The organism is Nocardioides sp. Root1257 (assembly GCF_001425175.1).
In the GTDB taxonomy this organism is placed as follows: domain Bacteria; phylum Actinomycetota; class Actinomycetes; order Propionibacteriales; family Nocardioidaceae; genus Nocardioides.
The window spans coordinates 856,087-875,436 of sequence record NZ_LMDV01000008.1 but is presented as its reverse complement, the minus strand read 5'-3'; the positions used below and the strand labels follow the sequence as shown (position 1 = coordinate 875,436).

General features: G+C 71.5%; 19 protein-coding genes. 8 read left to right on the top strand and 11 right to left on the bottom strand.

Annotated elements, in window-relative coordinates; translation table 11 throughout:
• Window positions 1-22 precede the first annotated feature (22 nt).
• Genes ASC77_RS12225 through ASC77_RS26630 form a run of 6 tightly spaced genes read right to left on the bottom strand, consistent with a single transcriptional unit; the run spans window position 23 to window position 7,217 of the window.
• Complete coding sequence (locus tag ASC77_RS12225; RefSeq protein ID WP_056152812.1) at window positions 23-1,246, bottom strand: CDP-glycerol glycerophosphotransferase family protein; 1,224 nt, start codon at window positions 1,244-1,246, stop codon at window positions 23-25.
• Complete coding sequence (locus ASC77_RS12220; protein ID WP_056152809.1) at window positions 1,243-2,529, bottom strand: lipopolysaccharide biosynthesis protein; 1,287 nt, start codon at window positions 2,527-2,529, stop codon at window positions 1,243-1,245. Before ASC77_RS12220 ends, ASC77_RS12225 begins: the two co-directional genes overlap by 4 nt.
• Window positions 2,526-4,901, bottom strand: a complete 2,376-nt coding sequence (locus ASC77_RS12215) for a DUF2206 domain-containing protein (protein WP_156391049.1) — start codon at window positions 4,899-4,901, stop codon at window positions 2,526-2,528. Before ASC77_RS12215 ends, ASC77_RS12220 begins: the two co-directional genes overlap by 4 nt.
• Window positions 4,898-5,734, bottom strand: a complete 837-nt coding sequence (locus ASC77_RS12210) for a hypothetical protein (RefSeq protein ID WP_056793428.1) — start codon at window positions 5,732-5,734, stop codon at window positions 4,898-4,900. The genes ASC77_RS12215 and ASC77_RS12210 overlap by 4 nt, the downstream gene beginning before the upstream one ends.
• Complete coding sequence (locus tag ASC77_RS12205; protein ID WP_056152801.1) at window positions 5,731-6,792, bottom strand: glycosyltransferase family 4 protein; 1,062 nt, start codon at window positions 6,790-6,792, stop codon at window positions 5,731-5,733. The genes ASC77_RS12210 and ASC77_RS12205 overlap by 4 nt, the downstream gene beginning before the upstream one ends.
• Window positions 6,789-7,217, bottom strand: a complete 429-nt coding sequence (locus tag ASC77_RS26630; protein ID WP_056793426.1) for a hypothetical protein — start codon at window positions 7,215-7,217, stop codon at window positions 6,789-6,791. Before ASC77_RS26630 ends, ASC77_RS12205 begins: the two co-directional genes overlap by 4 nt.
• Window positions 7,218-7,296: 79 nt before the next feature.
• On the opposite strand from ASC77_RS26630, the gene ASC77_RS12195 reads away from it, so the two are divergent.
• Genes ASC77_RS12195 through ASC77_RS12180 form a run of 4 tightly spaced genes read left to right on the top strand, consistent with a single transcriptional unit; the run spans window position 7,297 to window position 10,340 of the window.
• Entirely contained in the window at window positions 7,297-8,394 is a 1,098-nt protein-coding gene (locus ASC77_RS12195; RefSeq protein ID WP_162249821.1) for a glycosyltransferase family 4 protein, read from the top strand.
• Between the two features lie 37 nt (window positions 8,395-8,431).
• Window positions 8,432-9,460: a glycosyltransferase family 2 protein gene (locus ASC77_RS12190; protein ID WP_082574656.1), complete on the top strand. Its 1,029-nt coding sequence runs from the start codon at window positions 8,432-8,434 to the stop codon at window positions 9,458-9,460.
• 40 nt (window positions 9,461-9,500) lie between these two features.
• Window positions 9,501-9,845 (top strand): hypothetical protein, encoded by a 345-nt coding sequence (locus ASC77_RS12185; protein ID WP_056152794.1) that lies wholly within the window; start codon window positions 9,501-9,503, stop codon window positions 9,843-9,845.
• A 33-nt stretch (window positions 9,846-9,878) separates the two neighbouring features.
• A complete protein-coding gene (locus ASC77_RS12180; RefSeq protein WP_056152791.1) occupies window positions 9,879-10,340 on the top strand; it encodes an SRPBCC family protein in 462 nt (153 codons plus the stop codon).
• A 130-nt stretch (window positions 10,341-10,470) separates the two neighbouring features.
• On the opposite strand, the gene ASC77_RS12175 is transcribed toward ASC77_RS12180, so the two are convergent.
• The gene (locus ASC77_RS12175) at window positions 10,471-13,356 is read right to left on the bottom strand and encodes a vitamin B12-dependent ribonucleotide reductase (RefSeq protein WP_056152788.1); all 2,886 of its coding nucleotides are present in this window, start codon (window positions 13,354-13,356) and stop codon (window positions 10,471-10,473) included.
• Between the two features lie 138 nt (window positions 13,357-13,494).
• A complete protein-coding gene (gene nrdR / locus ASC77_RS12170) occupies window positions 13,495-13,977 on the bottom strand; it encodes a transcriptional regulator NrdR (protein WP_056152786.1) in 483 nt (160 codons plus the stop codon).
• Window positions 13,978-14,338: 361 nt separating this feature from the next.
• Here nrdR and ASC77_RS12165 point away from each other — a divergent pair, with 361 nt between their 5' ends.
• Window positions 14,339-15,106: a sigma-70 family RNA polymerase sigma factor gene (locus tag ASC77_RS12165; RefSeq protein ID WP_056152783.1), complete on the top strand. Its 768-nt coding sequence runs from the start codon at window positions 14,339-14,341 to the stop codon at window positions 15,104-15,106.
• 5 nt (window positions 15,107-15,111) lie between these two features.
• Here the strand turns inward: ASC77_RS12165 and ASC77_RS12160 are convergent, their stop codons facing one another.
• A complete protein-coding gene (locus tag ASC77_RS12160) occupies window positions 15,112-16,053 on the bottom strand; it encodes an ATP-binding protein (protein WP_056152781.1) in 942 nt (313 codons plus the stop codon).
• Between the two features lie 88 nt (window positions 16,054-16,141).
• Between ASC77_RS12160 and ASC77_RS12155 the strand changes: the two genes are divergently transcribed.
• Entirely contained in the window at window positions 16,142-16,501 is a 360-nt protein-coding gene (locus ASC77_RS12155; protein ID WP_056152778.1) for a hypothetical protein, read from the top strand.
• 21 nt (window positions 16,502-16,522) lie between these two features.
• Here the strand turns inward: ASC77_RS12155 and ASC77_RS12150 are convergent, their stop codons facing one another.
• Together ASC77_RS12150 and ASC77_RS12145 are read right to left on the bottom strand one after the other, a co-directional pair.
• A complete protein-coding gene (locus ASC77_RS12150; protein ID WP_056152775.1) occupies window positions 16,523-16,930 on the bottom strand; it encodes a hypothetical protein in 408 nt (135 codons plus the stop codon).
• A gap of 118 nt (window positions 16,931-17,048) precedes the next feature.
• On the bottom strand, window positions 17,049-17,399 hold the full coding sequence (locus tag ASC77_RS12145; protein ID WP_056152772.1) for a LysM peptidoglycan-binding domain-containing protein: 351 nt from the start codon (window positions 17,397-17,399) through the stop codon (window positions 17,049-17,051).
• Window positions 17,400-17,667: 268 nt separating this feature from the next.
• Between ASC77_RS12145 and lexA the strand changes: the two genes are divergently transcribed.
• Together lexA and ASC77_RS12135 are read left to right on the top strand one after the other, a co-directional pair.
• The gene (gene lexA, locus ASC77_RS12140) at window positions 17,668-18,402 is read left to right on the top strand and encodes a transcriptional repressor LexA (protein WP_056152769.1); all 735 of its coding nucleotides are present in this window, start codon (window positions 17,668-17,670) and stop codon (window positions 18,400-18,402) included.
• 110 nt (window positions 18,403-18,512) lie between these two features.
• The gene (locus ASC77_RS12135) at window positions 18,513-19,343 is read left to right on the top strand and encodes a phosphatase PAP2 family protein (RefSeq protein ID WP_056152766.1); all 831 of its coding nucleotides are present in this window, start codon (window positions 18,513-18,515) and stop codon (window positions 19,341-19,343) included.
• Window positions 19,344-19,350: the final 7 nt, after the last annotated feature.

The following is a 19,350-nucleotide window of genomic DNA, read 5'->3' as shown; positions in this document are numbered from 1 at the left end:
GTGGTCGCCGTGACGGCAGCGGTCACGCTGACCGTGCTGAGCTACCGACTCCTGGAGCGACCGTTCCTGCGACCGCGGGGAGATCTGCTGAGCCCGAGGTCAGGACACCCAGCCGCACCAGCTCCGACACCAGGTCGTCGGCCGCGGTCGACGACGGGTTGAGGCCGATCCGGCGGGCCACCGCCTGCCGGAACGCCGAGCCCTCCCGGCCCCGGGTGTCGAGGTCCTCGAGGAACGTCTCGAACGGCCGGTCCCGCGGGTCGACGACCTCGCCGGGCACCCAGTCGAGGATGGTGGGCGGGTAGAGGGCCCGGTCGTAGGAACCCCGGTCGGGGACCAGGAAGGCCATCGGCCGGTCCAGCAGCAGGTAGTCGACCCAGACGCTGGAGTAGTCGGTCACCAGCCCGGCGGAGGCACCGAGCAGCCCGTACAGGCTCACGCCCGCGGCCACGAGGTCGTCCTCGTCGACGGTCACGGCGCCCGACCACCGACGGCGGTCGGCGTCCATCGGGTGCGGCTTCACGACCAGCTGCAGGTCGCGTCGGGCGAGACCGTCGAGCAGCACGTCGAGCTCCTCGTGGCCGGCGTCGGTCGCGGTGTGCGAGGACCGCACCCGGACGGCCCCGACGGCGCGCGGCCTGCGGAAGGTCGGCATCCACAGCACGAAGTCGCCGGTGATGCCGAGCGCGGCCAGCCGCTCCCGCTCGAGGGGCTGCCGGAACTGGTCCGTGCGCGGGTTGCCGGTGACGAGCACCCGGTCGACCGGCACGCCCAGGGCCGCCGCCTGGAACTCCGAGAAGAGCGGCGTGCTCCCGACCAGGTAGGTGCTCGCGATGCGCGCGCCCACGGTGCGGTCGGGGCGGATGTCCTTGGGGCCGTCCCCGTGCCAGATGTTGACGATCGGCTTGCGGGCGCAGGGCTTCGGGCTCCCGTAGAGACCGTGGGTGAAGAGGACCGCCTCCGCGCGCACGTAGGCCCACACCCCGGCCGCGCTCGCCTTCGGGAGGACCACCAGACCCTGGTCGGCGAGCGCTCGCACCTCCTCGGGGATCGGCCCGCCGTCGCGCAGCCAGACCACCCGGCCGTCGTACCGACGCACGAGCGCCCGCGCCACCTCGATGCCGTTGCCCTCGGTCTCCGGGCTCGCGGTGACGACGACCGAGCGGGTCTGCGGGACGACCAGCGACAGCACCCGCAGGGTGATCCGCAGGGTGCCGAGCACGACGTCGAGGACGAGGTTCCTCATGGCATCACCGGCGCATCGTCGGGGAAGCGCACGACCGTCGACGTCAGCACGAGGCCGAGCAGGCCGCCGACGACGTGGCCGATCCCCCAGGCCGCCGCCACCCAGACGGTGCCGTACGGGGCCAGGGCGACCGCGAGGACCAGCATCACGACCGTGCTGACGAGCTGCACCCCGATCATCGCGGCGAGGTTGCTCGCGAGCCGCAGACGCATCATCGACCAGTAGTTGAAGGCCGCGCCGACCACCGCGAACGACAGCACCCGCAGCGTCGTCGTGCCGGTGTCGGCGTAGTGCTGACCGAAGATCGCCAGGAAGTACGGCGCCGCGACGCTCATCGCCAGCGCCCCCGCGAGCGAGCAGACGAGCAGCGTCAGGCCGCCTTTGCGCACCACGCGGTGCCGGTGGTGGAGGGCGCGCTCGCTCTCGGCGTACGCCGAGCTGGAGACCGCGAGGACCACGGCGTGCAGCAGGCCGACGACCTGGAAGCTGATGAAGTAGGCGCCGCCCGCGGACGACCCGAGCGCGTTGATGACGATCAGGGGGAAGACCAGCAGCGGCACGACGGTGAGCACGTAGGTCACCCAGCCCGCCGCCGCGAAGCGTCTGCTCGCGAGGAGCTCCGGCGAGGGCGACAGCGAGCGCCGGCCCGGCACGTGCCGGAGGATCACCCAGACACTCGCGAGCGCGCAGCAGAGGACGGCGCCACCGACCGAGCCGTAGAGCCCGAACGCGCCTGCGCCGGCCAGCAGGAAGGGCAGCACGCACTTGACGACGCCCATCAGCACGCCGTTGAGCCACAGGTAGGACCGGACCCGGTCGATCGCCAGGAAGATGCTGTCGGACAGCACGTTCAGCGCGGTCCCGGCGACCAGCACGCAGAAGAGGCCGATCGTCACCGGCGAGCCGACCACGTCCGCCAGGCGCGGGGAGGTCAGCGGCAGCAGGAGCACGTACACCAGCGCGAAGGCGGCGCCCGCGGCCGCCACGACGACCGAGGCGGTGACGACGTCGGCGGCCCGGCGACTGCTGGTCGGCATCGTGCGCAGCACCGCGATGTTCAGCCCCAGCTGGGCGAAGAGGGCGAGGGAGTCGCCGGCGGCGACGAGCGAGCCGGCCACGCCGACGTCGCCCGGTGTCGCCAGCCGGGCGGCGATCACCCAGAAGACCGCGCCGCCGCCGGCCATCAGCACGGTCGTCGCCAGCATCAGCGCGGAATTGGTGAGCATCGGGTCGGCACGCACGGCGCGGACCTTGCCGCCCACCGCGGTCGTCAGGGTCGTCATCGGTACACCCGGGCATCGGGCGAGCTGTAGACGAGGTCGAGGTGCTCGTCGAGGTCCCGGATCGGGTAGTCGTAGGTCAGCAGGTCGCCCGTGTAGAAGATCGTGGAGACCCCCTCGTCGAGGATCTGGCTGTCGACGAAGACGTAGGCGTCCTTGGAGAGCAGCGTGGGATAGAGCCGGTCCGAGACGGGCGCGCGGTTGCCGCTGAGGGCGAGCATCCGGACGTTGACGTTGCGGTTGGCGATGGTCCGCTCGTTGGACCGGTCCGCGTGGTCGATCGAGGCGAGCCAGTGCATGCCGTCGACCTCGATGTCGGAGGAGTACAGCCGGTCGTAGTAGGTGCCCGCGTTGGCGAAGGCGATCCGCTGCTGCTGTCCCCCGAGCGCTGCCGGCAGCAGCCCGGTCAGGACCAGGAACAGCCCGAGCGGGACCACGGCCGAGAGCGCGATCGCGGCGCGGGGGCTCTTCAGGGCGAGCGGGCGCAGCGCGACCCACATTCCCATCGCCATCAGGGGTGCGATCACCAGCATCGTCTGCTGGAAGGCGCGCAGCACGCCGTAGTCGACGGAGAGGTTCGGGACCAGCACGATCAGGCCGAGCGCGGCCATCGCGCCGACGCTGAGGAGCCCGACCTCGAGCGACAGCCGGCCCCCGCGGCGGCGGATCATCCAGATCATGCCGAGCAGCGCGAACCCCTGCATCAGCAGCGCACACCCCAGCTTGACGGCGTTGTTGACGTGCACCGGGTCGAGCCCGACGGCGTCGAGCGCCGAGCCCAGGGCCGTCGGCGGCGCGGTCTCCTGGTCGTGCAGTGCAGGCTGCAGCTCGGCCGGGCCCGGGTCGCTCACCACGCGCTGGTCCTCGGGGATCCGCGCGTCCCGGTAGGCGATCGAGTCCCGCACGAAGAGGTCCATCCGCTCGCGCGGAGTGGTCTGGTCGCCCGAGAAGATCCAGTACGACGCGTCCGACGAGCTCGGTCCCTCGGCGCCGTGCCCGGTCAGCGCGTCGACCGTCTCGCTGAGGACCTCCCGCGCGTGACCGCCGGTGCCGGTGATCGGCCCCGCCCACGCGAGCGTCGCGGCGACCAGCCCGACGACGACCAACGGGTGCAGGAGCATCAGCGGTTCGCGTCGTACGCGACCGGCCTTGCGGACACTGAGCAAGCCCAGGCCGAGCAGTGCGGCGACCATCGCCATCAGCAGCACGTACGTCGTCGAGTAGTGCGACAGCACGACCCCGATGCCGAAGGTGAGCACCAGCAGCCGCGAGCGCAGCCGCGTGCGGCCCGGCTCGGTGGCGGCGAGGAGCATCAGCGCCAGGAAGAAGAAAGCGACCTCCTGGCGCACCAGGTAGGGCATGTCGGTGAAGAACGTCGGGAACGCCATCGTGAGGATCGCGGCGACCAGCGCCAGGCGACGCGACACGAAGCGGCGCGAGAAGAGGTAGGTCAGGACCGGCACGGTCGCGAAGACCAGCTGGAGCAGCACCTTGAAGACGAGCTCGCCCGGGAGCCCGGTCGTCTGGACCAGCACCGTCGGCAGGATGTTGACCGACAGGCAGGCGTTGTAGGCGCTGGGCAGCGCGCTCATGTCCCAGGCCTGGGCCTCGTTGGTGAGCCGGAAGGCGAGGAACTCGGCCTGGATGTCGTGGCCGGTGATGCTCCAGCCGCGGACCGAGGTCGCGAGCAGGAGGCCGGCCGCCACCAGGCCGAGCGTGAGCACGTCGCGAACCCGGCGCGGCGCACGCCCCTGGAGCAGCGCCAGCAGCGCAGCGGCCGCGAGCAGCTCGGCGACGAGCGCCACGCCGCCGCCGGCGCCGTTGTTGAGCCGCACGGCGCCGAGGACGGAGAGCACCAGCGCGAGCGACCCGAGGGCGGGCGCGAGCTCGAGGCGCGCGTCGACGACGCGGCGGTACGTCGTGCGGACGACGTCGGCCTCGACGAGCGGCACGTCCTGGCGCCACAGCAGCAGGGCGGCGTCGATGAGCAGCCACGCGACAGCGAGCGGAGCAGGGGCGAGCGGCCGGTCGATGCCGACCCACGGCAGGACGGTGTCGAGCACGAGACCGCCGACCAGCAGCCCGAGCAGGCTCAGCCCGAACGCGTAGGACAGCCGCGCGTAGGGCGTGTCGGCGGTGAGCGATGCCCGTCGGTGGAGGAGCAGCGTCGGGAGGCCGAGGAAGGTGACGAGGGCGATCGCCGGACGCACCACCGGCAGGTCGAGGTCGAGAGCGACCACGGCCTGCGCGATCGCCAGCACCAGCAGCGAGACGAGCAGCGGACGTGGCAGGCGCGGCAGCCGCCGGACCGGCTCGCCCCGGCGAGCCGGCACCTCGGTGGACTCCTCGACGAAGGGCAGGAAGGCGAGCGTCATGGGACCGCCACCGGGACCGTCCCCCACCGCGACAGCGGGAGGTCGGTCGCCTCGGGCTCCTCGAGCTGGCGCCGTTCGTGGATCGCGAGCAGCGCCTCCAGGAGCTCCTTCGGTGAGCCGTGGTCCTTCGGCTCGAACGGTCCGTGCAGCCGGGCGACCGGGCCGTCCGGCCCTTCGACCGTCGTCATCACGATGACCGGCGAGTTCGTGTCGGTCGCGAGTCGCGCGGCGCCGAACGAGCCGAGGACCTCGCGGCCGGCGAACGACATCGGCGTCCGGCCCGGGACGTCGGAGGCGATCGCGAGCACCTCGCCGCGGTGCAGCAGGTCGGTCATCCCCTCGGTGCCGATCGCCGCGCTGACGGCAGTGCCGCCGCCGGCGCAGGCGACGGCCACGTGCTGCTGGAGCCAGACCGGGGCGTCCGGCTCGAGCATGTAGGGGTAGACGACCATCCGGCAGGCGATGCCATGGCGGCCGATCGAGGCGAAGGCGCCGTCGTAGTAGCCGTGGTGGACGAAGTTGAGCATCACGCCGCGCCCCTGGTCGCGGGCCTCCTGCAGCAGCTCGATGCCCTCGACCTCCAGGTGGGTGATCAGCTCGGGATGCCAGCGCAGCTCGCCGCGGCGTACCTGGTAGCGGACGTAGTCGCGCGCCACCCGGTCGAGGTCCGCCTCGGGCCGGGTGTGCTCGAGCAGGAACTCCATCTGCGCCCGGGCGTCGGCGCGGACGGCGCTGCGCGACCAGGCCACGCGGGTGCGGACGGCGACGACCAGCGGGATCGCCCAGGTCGGGACGCGTCGGCGGACAGCAGCGACCACTCGTGCGACGTTCATCGAGCCACCTCCGTGATCACCCGCAGGGTGTCGTCGACGCGCTGCGACCAGTCCCAGCGCGACGTCGGGACGATCGGGTCGTCGAGGGCGGATGCCATCGCCTCGGCCAGCGCCAGGTGGTCACCGGGTCGGACCAGCAGGCCGTCGTCGCCGACGACGAAGGGGATCCCGCCGACGTCGGACCCGACCACCGGGCAGCCGGAGGACATCGCCTCGGCCAGCGCCATGCCGAACGACTCGGACTCCGTGAGCGACGGGAGGACGGTGACGCCCGCGCGCCGGTAGTACGCCGGCAAGGCGTCGTGATCGACCCGGCCGTGCCACTCGACGAGGTCGCCGACACCGAGGTCGGCTGCCTGCTTCTGGAGGGCCTCGACGTCGTCGCCGTCGCCCACCACGTCGAGGCGGACGTCGGGGGCCAGCTCGCGCAGGCGGGGCAGCGCGTCGACGAGGACCTGCAGTCCCTTCCACCGCGAGGTGCGCTCGACACGACCGACGTACAGGACCCGGCGCTCGCGCGGCTCGTCGGTCGGGACGAAGAGGTCGCCGTCGACGCCGGGCGGGATCAGGTGGGCGCGACCGGTGCCGTGCGAGAGCGCGACGGGCGACACGGCGACCAGCGCCGCGCAGCGGTCGAAGACCCGCGGCAGCACGTGCTGCTCGTACGCGCGCAGCAGCGGGTCGACGCGTGAGCCGCCCTTGACCAGGGAGCCGGCGTGGTAGGTCAGCACCACCGGAACCCGCGCGGTGAGTGCGGCGAGGTCGGCGAGCCCGGGCACGGGGGCGTGCGCGTTGACGACGTCGACGTCGAGCTCGACGAGGAGTCGGCGCAGCTGGCGACACCAGAGCGGGCTCACCGGGGTGTTCGAGAGCGTCAGCCAGGTGCGCAGCCGGATCACCGGGATGCCGTCGTACGTCGTCCGACCCGCCGTGTCGCCGGTGGTGATCACGACGACCTCGTGGCCGGCGCCGACCAGGGTCCGGGCGACCCACGCGGCGTACTGCTCGACGCCGCCGGTGTCGGGTGGGAAGCGTGGCGTGACGACAGCCGCCTTCATCGTCGACCCCCGGGGCAGTGGGCGCGGAGCCGGTCACCGCTCGCGGGCAGCAGCACCGCGACGTCGTACGCACCGCGGTGGGCGACGGCCTCGTCGACGTCGACGCTCTCGCCGGGGGCGATGGACGCCGTACCCGTGCGGGTGGTGCCGTCGACGGTCACCTCGTAGGCGAGGTCGCTCGTCCGGTCGAGGTGGCTCGCGATCGTGAATCGGACCCGACTGGTACAGACCAGCTGGGTGCCGTCAGCGGCCCGGGCGAAGTAGAGCTCGACGTACGGCTCGCGCTGGTGGCTCGCCGAGAGCCGGACCTGGTCGCGGAAGCCGGGGACCGCCAGCGTGGCGAGCGCCAGGACGGCGACCGCGAGCGCGGTCACCGGCAGCACGCGCTGGTACCAGCGCGGCCGAGCTCCCTCGATCGATGTCACGACGTTCCTCCCCTCCCGGGACGAGCACCCAGACAACGCGGGGGTGTACCTCCGGTTACGCGGCGGCATACTCCGAGCCGTGACCCGACCAGACCGCGTGCTCCACGTGGCCCACTTCGTGGCGCCCCACGTCGGCGGCCTCGAGACCGTGGTCGCCGCCGAGACCCGGGCGCTCGCCGACCGCGGATGGACGGTCACCGTCGTCAGCAGCGCGGTCGGTGCTCGCGCCGGCACGCGGACCGAGGGCGGCGTGCGCACCGTGCGGGTGCGGGCGTGGAACGGGCTGGAGCACCGGTTCGGCGTGCCGTTCCCCGTCTTCTCGCCGCGGCTCCTGACCACGCTGGGCAGGGAGGTACGCCGCGCGGACGTCGTACACGTCCACGACACCCTCTACGTGACCAGCTGGGTGGCCGCGCTGTGCTGCCTCGCGCTGCGGACGCCGTACGTCGTACACCGTCACGTGGGCTTCGTGCACCACTCCTCGGCGCTGGTGCGCTTGGTGCAGTGGGTGGTGCTGGCGACGTTCGGGCGACTGGTGCTGGCCGGCGCCCGGCGGGTGCTGCCGATCGACGCGCACATCGCAGCGACGCTGCCCGACGCGTCGCGGGTCGAGGTCCTCGGCAACGGCGTCGACACCGCGCGGTTCCATCCCCGGCCGCACGAGTCGCACCCACGGCCGGTCGTGCTGTTCGTCGGGCGGTTCGTGCCGAAGAAGGGCTTCGACCTGGTCGCGGCCGCGGCCGGCGACGACTACGACATCACCTTCGCCGGCGGGTCCCGTCCTCCCGGCGTCGACGACCCCCGCCTGCACTTCCTGGGCTCCGTGCCGGCCACGGAGATGCCCGAGGTCTACGCGCGCGCCGACGTCATGGTCGTCGCGTCGATCGGCGAGTGCCCGCTGACCGTCCTCGAGGCCATGGCGTCCGGGCTGCCCGTGCTGCTGCGCGACGACCCGGCGCTGCGCTCGCCGTGGACCGCGGGCCCGGGCGTCCGCTTCGTCGACATGGCCGGGGGCGAGCTGGCCTCGGCGATCCGGGAGACCATCGCCGACCCGGACGCCCTGCGGCGCACCGGGGCCGCGGGGCGGGACTTCGTGCTCGAGCGGTTCTCCTGGGACGTCCACGTCGACCGGCTGGAGTCCGTCTACCGAACAGAACTGGAACAAGTTTCAAACTGATGCGTAACCCCTGCGGTGGGCGCGCCGTTGGCACGGCATGTCCCTCGCCTCGCGCTATCGCATCGCGGCGATCGTGCCCTGCCACAACGAGGAGGCGGCCGTCGCGAAGGTGGTCGCCGACCTCAGCGCCGCGGTGCCCGGGATGACCGTCTACGTCTACGACAACTGCAGCACCGATCGCACCGTCGAGCGGGCCCGCGAGGCGGGTGCGCACGTCTACTCCGAGCCGCTCAAGGGCAAGGGCAACGTCGTACGACGTGCCTTCGCCGACATCGACGCCGACATCTACCTGCTGATCGACGGCGACGACACCTACGACGCCGCGGCCGCCCCCGCGATGATCGACAAGCTCGTCTCGGAGAACCTCGACCAGGTCGTCGGCGTCCGGCGCGAGGTCGTCGGCCTGGGGGGCTCGGCGTACCGGCCCGCCCACGAGCTCGGCAACCGGGCGCTCAACCGCATCGTCACCGGCATCTTCGGCGACAGCATGGGCGACATGCTCAGCGGCTACCGCGTCTTCTCGCGCCGGTTCGTCAAGAGCTTCCCCGCCGTCTCGCGCGAGTTCGAGATCGAGACCGAGCTGACCGTCCACTCTCTCGCCCTGCGGATCCCGTCCGGGTCGCTCAGCGTGGACTTCCGCGACCGCGCCGAGGGCAGCGAGTCCAAGCTGCGCACCTACCGCGACGGCTGGCGGATCCTCAACGTGATCATGACGCTCACCCGCCACGAGCGGCCGATCTACTTCTTCGGCCTGGTGTCGGCGCTGCTCACCTTCATCGCCGTCGCGCTTGCCGTCCCGGTCGGCGTCCAGTACCTCCAGACCGGCATGGTCCCCCGCTTCCCGACGCTCTTCGTCGCCTCGTTCCTCGCCGTCGTCGGCACCATGTGCGTGATGGCCGGGCTGGTGCTCGACGGGATGCGCAAGTCGCGCCACGAGGTCAGCCGGCTCTCGTACATGCGCCACCCCGCCGTACGAGGGATGTACGTCGAGGACCCCGCCCCCAGCACGACCCTGCTCGCCGATGCCCTCGACGCCCCGATCATCCCGGCCCCACGCCCCGCCTGAACGCCCTCAAGCAGCGCTCCGCGCTGCCGATCAGTCAGACGTGAGCATCAGCATCCGGGGCGGCTCCACGAGCGCGGCGTCCACCGGCGCCTCCGGCGGCACCGACCTCCAGCGCGCCTACCAGGCCGCGGCCAAGGACCTCCGCCAGGCCCAGCAGCAGCTGACCAAGGACTCCGCCGCGAAGGCGAGCGAGGAGACCATCAAGGCCGACCAGCTCGCCGTCCAGCTGGCCCAGGACGGGCTCGCGCAGGCGGCCGCCGCGATCGCGAAGGCCAACGCCGACGCCCAGCAGCAGAAGGCAGATGAGCAGAAGCCGGCCGGTGCTCCGGCCGCGGCCGTCTCCTCCGCCAGCGACCCGAAGAACCCGGTCGACCTGTACGCCTGACCGGCCCTCCCCGGTGCCGCTAGGTTGCCGGTCATGAGCTGGTGGATCGCCCGGGCCGAGCGGACGGTCACCGACGACGTACCGGCCCCACCCGACGAGGTCCGCGCCTTCTACGTCGACCTGGACAGCCTGACGGTCGTCCACCCGCTCATCGTGTCCGTCGAGGAGCTCTCCCGCACCGATGAGGCCGACGGCTACCGGCAGACCTACCGCGTCGTCGACCGGGTGCGGATGGGGCCGTTCTCCTTCATGATCACCTACCGGGCGGCGTGGCACGTCCCCGAGCAGGGCGACGTACGTTCCGAGGCCGACCAGTCTCCCGGTGTCCGACTCCGCGGCACCGTCAGCTTCACGCCGATCGACGGCGGCACCCGGATCACCGAGCGCCTCCGGATCTCGGCGCCCCGCCCGCTGGCCGGCTACACGACCCGCGAGGCCGTCAAGGCGCACGTCGCGATGCTCGCGAGCATCCGAGCGCACTTCGAGTCGGCCTGACGCTCACCCGGGACGTCATCCGAACGGTGCTCCCCGGGCCACCATGCGGATGACGTCCGGCGGCCGATCCCGGCCGAAATGGACCGAGGCCCCCGGCAGGAGCCGGGGGCCTCGGGACGAGCGACGTCGATCAGCTGCAGCCGGAGGTGCTGCCGCAGCCCTCGCAGACGTAGCAGGAGCCGGCGGGGCGCATCTTGGTGCCGCAGGTGAAGCAGAGCGGCGAGTCGACGGCGGTGCCGGTGATCTGCTCGAGGAGCTCGGCCGAGGTGTGGGCCGCGGCGGGAGCCGGCTTGGCGGCTGCCGCCTCGATGTCCACGACCGGGGCCACGGGGGCCTCGGCGACCGGCGCGATGTCGATCTCGATGAGCTCGGCGGAGGTGTTGCCGGTCTCGGGGACGGGCTCGTAGGAGCCGGTCTCGAGGTAGCGCTGGCGCTCGTCGGCCGAGTAGATGCCGAGGCCCTCGCGGGTCTCGAAGTCCAGGTAGTCGAGGGCCAGGCGGCGGAAGACGTAGTCCATGACGGACTGCGCCATCCGGATGTCCGCGTCGTCGGTGAGGCCGGCGGGCTCGAAGCGCTGGTTGGTGTACTTCGAGACGAACGTCTCCAGCGGCACGCCGTACTGCAGCCCGATCGAGATCGCGATCGAGAAGGCGTCCATCACGCCGGCCAGGGTCGAGCCCTGCTTGCCGAGCTTGAGGAAGATCTCGCCGAGCGAGCCGTCCTCGTGCGCACCCGAGGTCATGTAGCCCTCGGCGCCACCCACGGTGAAGGAGGTGGTGCGGGCGATGCGCGACTTCGGCAGCCGGTTGCGGGTCGGGGCGTAGACGATCTTCTCGATCACCTTCGGCTCGGCCTCGGTGACGACGGCCGAGGCGTTGGAGTCCTCGCCCTTGTTGTCGCCCTTGCCCGTGGCCAGCGGCTGGCCGACCTTGCAGTTGTCGCGGTAGACGGCCGTCGCCTTGAGGCCGAGCTTCCACGACTGCAGGTAGATGTCCTCGATCTCCTCGACGGACGCCGACTCCGGCAGGTTGACCGTCTTGCTGATCGCGCCGGACAGGAACGGCTGAGCCGCCGCCATCATCCGGACGTGGCCCATCGGGGCCAGCGCACGAGCGCCCATCGCGGTGTCGAAGACCTCGTAGTGCTCGGTCTTCAGGCTCGGGGCGTCGATCACGTGACCGTGCTCGGCGATGTAGGCGACGATCGCCTCGACCTGCTCGTCGACGTAGCCGAGCTTGCGCAGCGCCCGCGGGATCGTCTGGTTGACGATCTGCATCGAGCCGCCGCCGACCAGCTTCTTGAACTTGACCAGCGAGAAGTCCGGCTCGATGCCGGTCGTGTCGCAGTCCATCATGAAGCCGATGGTGCCGGTCGGCGCGAGCACCGAGGCCTGCGCGTTGCGGAAGCCGTTGACGGCGCCGAGCTCCTGCACGTCCGCCCACGCCTGGGTGGCGAGCTGGTGGACCTGGCGGTCGGCGATGCCGAGCGTGCGGACCGTGTCGTTGGCGGCCTGGTGCTTGCGCATGACCCGCTTGTGGGCCTCCGCGTTGCGGGCGTAGCCGTTGTAGGGGCCGACGATCCCGGCGAGCTCCGCCGAGCGCTTGTAGGACGTGCCGGTCATCAGCGAGGTGATCGTGGCGGCCATCGCGCGGCCACCGTCCGAGTCGTAGCCCAGGCCCATCGCCATCAGCAGCGCGCCGAGGTTGGCGTAGCCGATGCCGAGCTGGCGGTAGTCGACCGTGGTCTGGCCGATCGCCTCGGTCGGGAAGTCGGCGAAGCAGATCGAGATGTCCATCGCGGTGATGATGAACTCGACCGCCTTGGCGAACAGCTCGGCGTCGAAGGTGTCGTCGTCCTTGAGGAACTTCAGCAGGTTGAGCGACGCCAGGTTGCACGAGGAGTTGTCGAGCGACATGTACTCCGAGCACGGGTTGGACGCGGTGATCCGGCCCGTCTCCGGGTTGGTGTGCCAGTCGTTGATCGTGTCGTCGTACTGCAGGCCCGGGTCGGCGCACTCCCAGGCGGCCTGGCTGATCTTGCGGAACAGGTCGCGGGCGTCGACGGTCTCGATGACCTCGCCGGTACCGCGCGAGCGCAGCCCGAACTCGGTGCCGTCCTCGACGGCGCGCATGAACGCGTCGTTGACGCGGACCGAGTTGTTGGCGTTCTGGTACTGCACCGAGGTGATGTCGGCGCCGCCGAGGTCCATGTCGAACCCGGCGTCGCGCAGGGCCCGGATCTTGTCCTCCTCCCGGGCCTTCGTCATCACGAACTCCTCGATGTCGGGGTGGTCGACGTCGAGGACGACCATCTTGGCCGCGCGACGCGTGGCGCCGCCCGACTTGATGGTGCCGGCGGACGCGTCGGCGCCGCGCATGAAGGAGACGGGACCCGACGCGGTGCCGCCGGAGGAGAGCAGCTCCTTGGAGGAGCGGATGCGGGAGAGGTTGAGGCCGGCGCCGGAGCCGCCCTTGAAGATGAAGCCCTCTTCCTTGTACCAGTTCAGGATCGAGTCCATCGAGTCGTCGACGGAGAGGATGAAGCAGGCCGAGACCTGCTGCGGCGACGGGGTGCCGACGTTGAACCAGACGGGGCTGTTGAACGAGAAGTACTGGTGCACGAGCAGCCAGGTGAGCTCGTGCTCGAAGACCTCGGCGTCGGCCGTCGTCGCGAAGTAGCCGTGGTCGGCGCCGGCCTTCGTGTAGGTCTTCACGATGCGGTCGATGAGCTGCTTGAGGCTCCACTCCCGGGCGTCGGTGCCGACGGCACCGCGGAAGTACTTCGTCGTGACGATGGTCGAGGCGTTGACCGACCAGAAGTCGGGGTACTCGACCCCGCGCTGCTCGAAGACCGTGACGCCGGTCTTCCAGTTGGTCTGGACGACGTCGCGCCGCTCCCACGTCAGCTCGTCGTACGGGTGCACACCCGCCGTGCTGAAGACGCGCTCGATCTTCAGGCCGGCGCCCGTCTTGCCCGACTGCGTGGCCTTGGCCCCGCCGCTCACCGTCTCGGTCATCCCTCTTGTGTCCCGTCTGTCGAGGTTGCTGTTGCGATCATTGCTGGTGGCACCGACAGTCCTGAGCGACCTCGGTGCCGACGTGTGGTGGGCCCGGCGCGCGTAGCTTCCCCACTGCGCACGCCGGGCCGTCTGGGGTCAGCCCGTCGGAACGGGCTGAGGGGTGTCGACCGCCGTGCGCTCCGCCCGGAGCATGGCGATCTCGTCCTCGAAGTCGTCCGCGGACTCGAAGGCCCGGTAGACGCTCGCGAAGCGGAGGTAGGCGACCTCGTCGAGCTCGCGCAGCGGGCCGAGGATGGCGAGGCCGACCTCGTGGGCCGGGATCTCGGCGGCGCCGGCGAGCCGGAGTGCGTCCTCGACCGCCTGGCCCAGGCAGGCGAGCTGGTCCTCGGTGACCGGGCGGCCCTTGCAGGCCTTCCGGACGCCGGAGATCGCCTTGTCGCGAGTGAACGGCTCGCTCGCGCCGGAGCGCTTGAGCACGGTCAGCTGCATCAGCTCGACGGTCGTGAAGCGGCGCTCGCACGCCGAGCAGGTACGCCGGCGGCGGATCGAGCCGCCGTCGTCGGCGACCCGCGAGTCGAGCACCCGGGTGTCGGTGTGGCGGCAGTACGGACAGTGCACGGGTGCTCCTTCCTGGGCGCGCCACAAGAACCCGGATGACGGGGTCATGGCCTGTGGATATCGGGGGGTCTCGCTGTGTACAACAGCCCTGCGCCTGTGGGTCTTCCACCATCTTCTGTGAACTAGATGTGGATAACTACACCGGTGTAAGTACTAGATGTAGTGGTAACCGTACGCCCGCTCGCGAGGCCGCGCAAGTAGCGCGGAGAAGTTCCTCGGCCGCCGCGTCGCCCGGCGGCAAAGCCGCAGGTCAGGGCCTCTGCGGGGCCTGGAAATGGCAGTCGCGGAGGGCGTGTCGCGAGCCCCTGAGAGGTCGGCACTCACCCCGACGGGTGGTTTTACCTTGCACTACCGACGGGACATGACCTACATGGACGAATCCCGGTCCGAGACCACCGCCCGCCTCTTCGCCGAACGACGCGACGCCACCCCCGACGAGCGCCCCCGTCTCGACGACGAGCTCATCCGCCTCAACATGAAGGTCGCGGTCGACGCCACCCGCCGCTTCCGTGGTCGCGGCATCGCGACCGACGACCTCCAGCAGGTCGCGTACGTCGGGCTGGTCAAGGCGGTGCGCGGGTTCGACCCCGAGCGGGGCCACGACTTCCTCAGCTTCGCGATCCCCACCATCCGCGGCGAGGTGCGCCGCCACTTCCGCGACCTGGGCTGGATGGTCCGCCCCCCGCGATCCATCCAGGAGACCCAGAGCAAGATCATCGGCTGCGAGAGCGAGCTCTTCCAGGAGTACGGCCGCGCGCCGCGTCCCTCGGAGATCGCCCGCTACCTCGGCATCGAGGTCGAGGCCGTCGTCGAGGCACTCGGAGCGAGCGGCTGCTTCGCACCGGCGTCGCTCGACGCGCCGGTCGGCAGCGACGAGGAGTCGTTGACCCAGCGGCTCGGCGGCGACGACCACGGCTTCGACGTCGCCGAGGCGCGCGCCGTACTGGCTCCGATGCTGGCCCGGCTCACGCCGCGCGAGCGGAAGATCGTGGAGCTGCGCTTCTTCCACGGGCGCACCCAGTCGGAGATCGGCCGCGAGATCGGGGTGACCCAGATGCAGGTCTCCCGACTGCTCACCCGCCTGATGGCGCGGATGCGCGAGGAGCTCACGGTCCCGCACGCCGCCTGACCGGGCTAGGAGGCGGCCGACCGGGCTCCGTCGGGCAGGTCGAGCACGAACCACGACGTCGTCCCGACCTCGTCCCGGTCCGCACCCCAGCTGTCGGCGAGGGCGTCCACGAGCACCAGGCCACGGCCGAAGACCCGCATCGGGTCGTCGTCCTCGACCGGGTGCGCAGCAGCGCCCGCGCCGCCGTGGTCGCGGACGGCGACGGTCAGCATGCCGTCGTCGAGCGTGAGGGTGAGCTCGCTGCTCGCGCCCGCGTGGATGACCGCGTTGGTCACCAGCTCCGAGAGGCAGAGCTCCGCGGTCTCGACCGGGTCGTCCTCGACGCCCCACTCGGCGAGGGTCCGGCGCAGGAACCGCCGTGCGAGACCCGGAGCCCGCGCGTCGTCCTCGAGGCCCAGCGAGGCGGACCGCACCGAGGCGTCCACCTCGGGACGCTCGCTCGTCGACGGGGTCGCTGCCCCACGGGCGCGCGCCCGTCGTACGGCGTCACCGGCGTGCCTCGCCAGGGTCTCGAGCACCTCGCGCTGCTCGCCGCCGAAGTCCTGGCGCCGCTCGTAGTAGACGAGCAGGCCACCGAGCGGCGCCGTGACGCCGGGGATCGGGAAGGCGGCCAGGGCCTGGGTGCCGGCGGCGACCTGGACGGCGACGAGGTCGGCGTAACGACCGGCGAAGGAGTCGAGGTCCCCGGTGACGGCCCGGCCCGTGCGGACCACCCCCGTCAGCGGCACGTCGTCGTAGGCGTCGATGTGGCACCAGTCCGCCTGCATCCCGCCCGGGGCGACCGGCAGGAAGCGGAGCCGGCGGCCGCCGCCCTCGATGAGGGCGATCCCGACCGCGCGCACGTCCGGCAGGGCCAGCAGCTCACGCGCCAGCGAGCGCGCGACCGCATCGACGTCGGCCGCGCTCGCGAGTCCGACGGGAACCGAACCGTCGCGGTAGTCCCCCACGCTCGACAGCGTAGATCACCTCGGGGACCGTGGCGCGTCCCGAACGGTCAGGGTCGATCGGCCACAATGGCCCGGTGAGGCGGGGTCAGTGACGGGTGCGACCGGCGGCAAGCGGGCGGGGTCGCGCCGCGGACCCCGCCGGAGGACCACGTCGCGTCCCGCGCTGCTCGCCCTGGCCCTCGGCATCACGCTGTCGGTCGTGGCGTGGGGCTACCTCGTGTACGCCGCCGTCGACTTCGGCTCGACCGCCCGCGGGGGCGACTCGCAGGCCTGGGTGTTCCTGGCGATCGCCTCGGTGGGCGCGGTCGCGTGCCTCTTCTTCGGCCTGATGCTCGTCGCCCGGCTGCTGCGCCGGCTCGGCATCACCAAGCCGCCGACCCCACCGGAGACGCCCGACGCGCCGTCGGACGGACCTCGCCCGATCGGCGGCCGGCGCGCGGCGCGCTAGAGACGTGCCCGAGGTCTGCCGCTACCGATCCGCCAGGCGGCGCACGAACTTCAGACCCGACCAGGTGTCGTCGATCGCAGCGACCTTGACGTCGACCCAGCCCAGGCGCAGCCCGAGCTCGCGGACCACCCCGTCGTCGAGGTCGCTGACGATGCCCAGCTGACGCTGCGCGGCCTTCTTGGGCCAGCAGGTCCAGACCATCCCGGCGGTCACGGTGCGCTCGAACAGGGTCGGCAACCGCGACCCGAGGTCGACCAGCCGGGTCTGGAAGGTGAGCGTCACGTCCAGCCCCGACGCCGGCAGCCGGCGTACGACGCGTGCTGTGGTCGCCCCGAGCTCGAAGTCGCCGGGCGCCCGGTCGAGCAGGACGAGGTGGTCGTCCTTGATCCCGAGCTTGCGCACCAGCGGGGTGCCTGAGTAGCCGGCCATGCTCGCAGCGTAGGGCTGGAAATGCCGCGAGGGGCGGAGCCTGGTGGCTCCGCCCCTCGTCTTCCCCGGTCCGTCGAGCGGGGTCGAATCGCTCGACGAGATCTGTGTGCCGGTCCGGTCAGTCGACGGGGATCAGCAGGCGCTGGCCGGCGATGAGCATGCCGGAGTCGAGCGCGTTGAGCTTCTGGATGCGGTCGATCATCGCGTCGACGTCGCCGTCGTCGGCGGCCGCGGAGGCGATGTCCCACAGGGTGTCGCCGGGACCGACGAGCACCGTGGCCGTGGGCTCGGGCGTGCCGGCGTGGTCGGTGGCCACCGAGCCGGAGGCGACGACGATGCCGACGGCGAGGACCGCCAGGAGCGCGAGGAGCACCACGACGACGCGACCGCGGCGGGTGAGCCGGACGGTGCTGCGCGGGCGGGCGGTGGGCTTGCTGTGGAACATCTGGTCGATCGTCATCGTGCTCATCTGCTGGCTCCTGGGGAAGTTGGCCATCGTTGACACCGGTTCGGTGACACCAGTTCTAGAGGGAGCCACCGACAGTCCCTCTGGAGTCCGTCTGCGGCGCCGTATCGATCAGGTGTTCGATCGAACGTGTGTACGACGTTAGAGCACCTGTTCGAACGACGCAAGGTCCTGGACGAACATTTGTTCGACCGCTCGCCACCCCCCTCGGCCGACACGCCCGTTCGAACAAATGTTTGAACACGACGCCCGAGATGGCTAGCGTGGGCCCATGCCCAACAAGACCGGTGCCAAGAAGATGGATACGGTGCGCGAGCTGCCCGACGGGCCCGCCGACGCCACCGGGCTCACCCCGCGGCAGCAGCGCGTCCTGCAGACGATCAAGGACTCGATCGAGAAGCGGGGCTACCCGCCGAGCATGCGCGAGATCGGCGAGGCCGTGGGGCTGACCAGCTCCTCGAGCGTCGCCCACCAGCTCAAGGTCCTCGAGGAGAAGGGCTACCTCAAGCGCGACCCCAACCGGCCGCGTGCCCTCGAGGTGTTCCTGCCCGAGGTGATGGCGGCGCGGCGCTCGCTCGGCAGCGGCGACGAGTCGTCGCACGACGAGACCGGGATCGGCGACGCCGTGCCCGCCGCGTCGTACGTGCCGCTGATCGGCCGGATCGCGGCCGGCGGCCCCATCCTCGCGGAGGAGACGTACGACGAGGTCTTCCCGCTCCCCAAGCAGCTGGTGGGCGAGGGCGAGCTGTTCCTGCTCGAGGTCTCGGGCGACTCGATGGTCGAGGCGGCCATCTGCAGCGGCGACTACGTGGTGATCCGCAAGGAGCAGACGGCCGAGAACGGCGACATCGTCGCGGCGCTCCTCGACGGCGAGGCCACGGTCAAGACGTTCCAGCGCAAGGACGGAAAGGTGTGGCTCCTGCCGCACAACCCCAACTACGATCCGATTGACGGCACTCACGCCACCATCCTGGGAAAGGTGACGGCGGTGCTGCGCAGGGTTTGATCGCTCGTGAATTTCTGGCTTCCCCTGGGAATCCCCTGATCCGACCCTGACGTTGGAGACAGGGGAGGATCCCTGATGGCACGGGAGGGCCGATGAAAGACGCTGGTGCTGTGACCACGGCACCCGCGCTTGCCCGCCAACGGACGGTCCCCGGCTGGGCCCGGGCCCTCCTCGAGCTGCTGCTGATCCTCGCGCTCTGGGTCTTCTACAGCCTCGCCCGGCTGCTGGCCGACACCAGCATGCAGCCGGCGCTGCACCGGGCCAACGACCTGCTCCACATCGAGGACCTCCTCGGCATCAGCTGGGAGGTCCCCCTCAACCAGCTCTTCACCGACCACCGGGCGATCGGTCTCGTCGGCAGCTACTGGTACGCCTCGCTGCACTACGTCGTCACGGCGGCGGTGCTGATCTGGCTGTGGCGGCTGGGCGCCGATCGCTACGGCCCCGCCCGGCGGGCGCTCGTGATCGGCACCCTGCTCGGTCTCGCGGCCTACCTGATGATGCCGACGGCGCCGCCGCGGTTCATCAGCGGGTACGTCGACGTGCTCAGCCTGCACGCGGCCGACGGCTGGTGGGGCGGTGACGCCTCGGCGCCCCGCGGCCTCGGCGGCCTGACCAACGAGCTCGCGGCGTTCCCCTCGCTGCACGCCGGCTGGTCGTTGTGGGTCGCGCTCGCGCTCCAGGTCTACGCGACCCGCAAGTGGATCCGCGTGCTGGGCTGGGCGTACGCCGTCGGCACCGCGATCGTCATCGTCGGCACCGGCAACCACTGGGTGATCGACGCCCTGGTCGGCTGGCTGGTCATCCTGGTCGGGTGGGCGGCCGCGCGCGCGATCGGCCGGATCCCGCTGCCGTCGCTGTGGCCGGCACCCAGACGAACGCCGGATGAACTCTCGGCTCCCACGCCCGCGTCACGTGAGGAGCCGCCGGTCGTTGGGTAGATCGTGC